Source organism: Geobacter sp. (genome assembly GCF_030834625.1).
Classification (GTDB): Bacteria; Desulfobacterota; Desulfuromonadia; order Geobacterales; family Geobacteraceae; genus Geobacter.
This window is the reverse complement of the sequence record NZ_JAUQXO010000041.1, coordinates 1-3,586: the sequence shown is the minus strand read 5'-3', so window position 1 is coordinate 3,586 and position 3,586 is coordinate 1. Positions and strand designations below refer to the sequence as shown.

Annotated in this window: 6 protein-coding genes; all 6 read right to left on the bottom strand. The window is 52.9% G+C overall.

Going from position 1 to position 3,586, the window contains the following annotated elements; genetic code table 11:
• Nucleotides 1-273 (bottom strand): VOC family protein (locus RCH91_RS10930; protein WP_306534977.1); only part of this gene is annotated, 273 nt, incomplete at its 3' end.
• A 149-nt stretch (nt 274-422) separates the two neighbouring features.
• A complete protein-coding gene (locus RCH91_RS10925) occupies nt 423-953 on the bottom strand; it encodes an SHOCT domain-containing protein (protein WP_306534976.1) in 531 nt (176 codons plus the stop codon).
• Nucleotides 954-1,013: 60 nt separating this feature from the next.
• Nucleotides 1,014-1,454, bottom strand: a complete 441-nt coding sequence (locus RCH91_RS10920) for a hypothetical protein (RefSeq protein ID WP_306534975.1) — start codon at nt 1,452-1,454, stop codon at nt 1,014-1,016.
• Complete coding sequence (locus RCH91_RS10915; RefSeq protein WP_306534974.1) at nt 1,451-1,771, bottom strand: hypothetical protein; 321 nt, start codon at nt 1,769-1,771, stop codon at nt 1,451-1,453. Before RCH91_RS10915 ends, RCH91_RS10920 begins: the two co-directional genes overlap by 4 nt.
• 174 nt (nt 1,772-1,945) lie before the next feature.
• Nucleotides 1,946-2,533 carry a TetR/AcrR family transcriptional regulator gene (locus RCH91_RS10910; protein ID WP_306534973.1) on the bottom strand — a complete coding sequence of 196 codons (588 nt, stop codon included), beginning with the start codon at nt 2,531-2,533 and terminating at the stop codon, nt 1,946-1,948.
• A 79-nt stretch (nt 2,534-2,612) separates the two neighbouring features.
• Nucleotides 2,613-3,586: radical SAM protein (locus RCH91_RS10905; RefSeq protein ID WP_306534972.1), on the bottom strand; the 974-nt coding region annotated here is incomplete at its 5' end.

Sequence of the window (3,586 nt, the reverse complement as noted above, 5' to 3'; positions counted from 1 at the left end):
ATCCGTTTCGGCCTGGTCAGCGGTTGCGACCTGAAACGAGAATGCCCAGTTGTGCTTGACCTCGGGTCCGCCATTGAGCCCGAGGCAGGGAATTCCCATCACCGTAAACTCGACCGTCAACACATCTCCTTTTTTCCCGGACGGAAAGTCTCCCGGCGCGAGGTGCACTGCGCCAACGGATGAATCAGGAAAGGTCTCGGCATAGAATCGCGCCGCCTCCTCGGCGTCGCCATCGTACCAAAGGCAAATCGTATTCTTTGCTTGCTTATTCATGTCACTCCTCCTGTCCATGGACGTGTTACTGCTTCATATTTACTCGCATAACGGGCATGGCTTTGACCTGCCGGCTTTTGGGGCAGGTCGTAAGCCTTGTTGGAATCGCCCTCTCTTTATAAAAAAGCAGCGTTACTCTTGTGTTTCAATTATTGATTTTCTAAAAGTCTTTTCTTCTGCGCTAAAAATTCAGCATCAGTCAGTAGTCCCTTTTTCCGCAATTCATCTAGTTTTATGATTTCTTCAGAAACACTTCTCATTTCAGTCTTGTGTCGGTTGATATAAAACTCCGTTGATAACCTTGCGTCTCGCTCAATTGTTATATCTGTTAATTTTCTATAGGCATCAGGTGTGTTTTTATCTACAAGAGCAAACTTGTAGTAAAACCAAGCCCAATCTCCTAGAATTCCAACCCGATGGATTCTTGCAGCTAATGGATTTGCAACCTTATCCTTAGTCGTAGCGAACTCGTTTGCTTGATCAACCACCCCATCGATTAAAGACGCTTCACTTCCAAAAATACCCCGTTTATCAACATCCATAACTTCATATATGTTGCCAGAAACATGGAGAATCTGTTCGTCTGGTATTGAATCAGTTACAGACGCACAGCCAGAAAAAACCAATAGAACGGACATTAGAACAATATTGTAGAATAATGGGTGCTTAAAGTTATTCATAATGTAGCTCCTGGTAATGACTTTTGGATTTGTATACATCGATTGTGTTGCTTAAATTGTTCATTTTTCATCTGGCAATAATTCGATTTTGCTTTCTTGCAATGACATAGCAAATTCTCTTTGATTTTGAATAAATGTTAATACTTCTGAACATTGTTTTTCAATTGCACTCTGCTCTAAAGCTATAATCTCACCCTTCAACTGAGCAATATCCTTTTCGTGACTTCCACCACTCATAAACATCACAGGAAACCACAAGCTGATTACTCCTGAGGCAAGTGCAACAGGATCAGAATTAGCGTCTGCATTTTGAATACTTGATAAAATATTAACTTTTTCACAAACACTATCAAGTTTTTGTCTGATTTGTTCGCAATTATGATTTTGATATTTAAGTGGTGGAACGTATATTGCGCTAATATTGTTTGCCCTTGATGCACATCCAACAAGAGAAAGCAATATAATAAAGGTAGTAATTTCTTGTATGCGTTTTGCTCTCATTTCTCACTCCCGGCACAAGGATCCTCTTCCTCTTCCTCCGAACGCTCCTTGTACCAATGGCAAAAACGCACAACACCAGCTGCAGTTCCGGCTGCCACAGCGACCCCTGCAACAATAGGCGCTGCAGTAACGACGAGGGGAGCGCTGGATATTCCGAGTGCAACGGACAAGGCCGTCAATCCCGTTGGTGCAGCTAAGGCTGCTGCGACGCCTGTAGCAGCAGAAGCTGCACCAGCGAGACCCGAGACTGCAGCCGTTGATTTTGCCAATCGCTTGAGTTCGAGCTCTTTCTTGAGCTTCCGACGAAATTTTGTCATTCGTCCCTCTCCTCTGGCCAACTCGTAATTGACCGGTTCACGCACACGCGCGCGTGAACCGGTGATCTATCCAAATAGAACGTTTCACCAGGATAGGAAACGGGAACTGCCCTCCATCAAATCCTCCGCAGCGAGAAGGCTATCAGGACTGTAACATGAGTCCCAGCCTGCATTTTACCCTGCCGCAAGATACGATTTCAGCATATTTCGCAGCAGGTCGATGCCCCTTCGAAGCGTCTCCCCGTTAACTTCCTCCCCTCCTACCTCCAGGTAGTTGAGCCAGAAAAGCGTCACCAGCCAGATTTCCTCGGTGAGGAGCGCCCGCTCCTTCTCGTCCAGGGGCCTGAGCACCCCCAGGGCGACGGAGCTGTCGACCGAGTGCCGGACCAGGGCGAGGAGGGCGTGGTGGGTCTGGTGGAAGCGCTCCCGCAGGAGCGGGTCGGCCATGATCAGGGCCGTCAGCTCGCGCTTGAAGAAGCGGTAGCGCCAGTTGTACTCCTGAATCATGACGAAGGTCCGCTCCATCGCCTCCAGGGTGCCGGGGGGGCAGGTATCGGTGATGAGCCGGTACTGCTCCAGGCCATAGGCATCCATCTGCTCGAAGATGGCGCGGATGATGTCTTCCTTGTTGCGGAAATGGTAGTAGAGGTTGCCGGGGCTGATGCCTGCGGCAGCGGCGATATGGTTGGTGGTCACCGCCCTGGTTCCCTGCTCGTTGAAGAGTTCGATGGCGGTCTCGATGATCCTGTCGCGGGTTTTCATGGGCGAAACTTTAGCAGATGAAAATGGTGATAGCCACCGGAAATAATCCCGTTTCCGGCGGCTATCCGGCCCGGATGGCTCAGTAATCCAGGTGCGCCGCGCGGGCCTTCTCCAGAATCCGGCTGAACAGCCTGATGCGGATCAGCATCCCCCGCAGCCCGAAGCGGGCGAGGGTTGGAAGCACCCGGTGAAACGGCACCGCCTTGACCCAGAGATTGGCCAGCTCTTCGTTGAACTCCCGAAGCGGCAGCGTGGTGGGGAGGAGCGCGTGGATCATGTCGTACAGCTCCGGCTTGCGGGAGATGAGCTCCCCCTCCCTGGCCGCATAGAGTTCGGTGCCGGGAAGCGGCGTCAACACCGTAAAGGTGGCGTACTTGTGCTTGAGCCGCCGCACATGGGCCAGAAGGTTCCTGAAATCCGCCCGGGTATAGGCCGGATCGACCATGTAGGACGCATACATCATCACCCCCAGGTCGTCGAGGATCTTCACCGCCTGTTCCTGCTGGGCAATGGTCACCCCCTTTTTCATGGCGGCGAGCCGCTCGTCGGAACATTCCTCCATGCCGACGAACACCTGGGCCAGGCCGATCCTGGCCCATTTGGCGAACAGCTCCGGGTGATCGACGATGGTATCAACCCGCCCGTAGAGGAAATAGTTCTTCCTGATCCCCGCCTCACGGATCAGGTCGGCCAGCCGGTCCATCCGCTTCACGTCGCACATGGACTCGTCGTCGCAGAAAAAGACGTTCGGCTCGGCGACTCCCCGCAGCTCCTCCACCACCGATTCCGGCGAGCGCCGCAGGTACTTGCCGCCGGTGATGGACCAGAGGGCGCAGAAATTACAGCGGGCGGTGCAGCCGAGGGAAGTTCTCACGGAGGCGAGGGGTTTGAACCATTCGCTGAAGTAGTGCGTGCGGTAGGGGGCGGTGAGGGTCCGGTCGGGAAAGGGGAGCTCGTTCAGGTCGGTATAGGGGCGGGGCTCGCTGAAGGCCATGCCGCCGGGGTTCGGGATCGCCACCCCCTTGATGGGGGCAAGGCTCCCGCCGGTCTCCA

Excerpts from the sequence above, each read along its gene's own strand:
- RCH91_RS10925 (WP_306534976.1), bottom strand. The coding sequence starts at position 953 with ATGAATAACTTTAAGCACCCATTATTCTACAATATTGTTCTAATGTCC.
- RCH91_RS10920 (WP_306534975.1), bottom strand. The coding sequence starts at position 1,454 with ATGAGAGCAAAACGCATACAAGAAATTACTACCTTTATTATATTGCTT.
- RCH91_RS10915 (WP_306534974.1), bottom strand. The coding sequence starts at position 1,771 with ATGACAAAATTTCGTCGGAAGCTCAAGAAAGAGCTCGAACTCAAGCGA.
- RCH91_RS10910 (WP_306534973.1), bottom strand. The coding sequence starts at position 2,533 with ATGAAAACCCGCGACAGGATCATCGAGACCGCCATCGAACTCTTCAAC.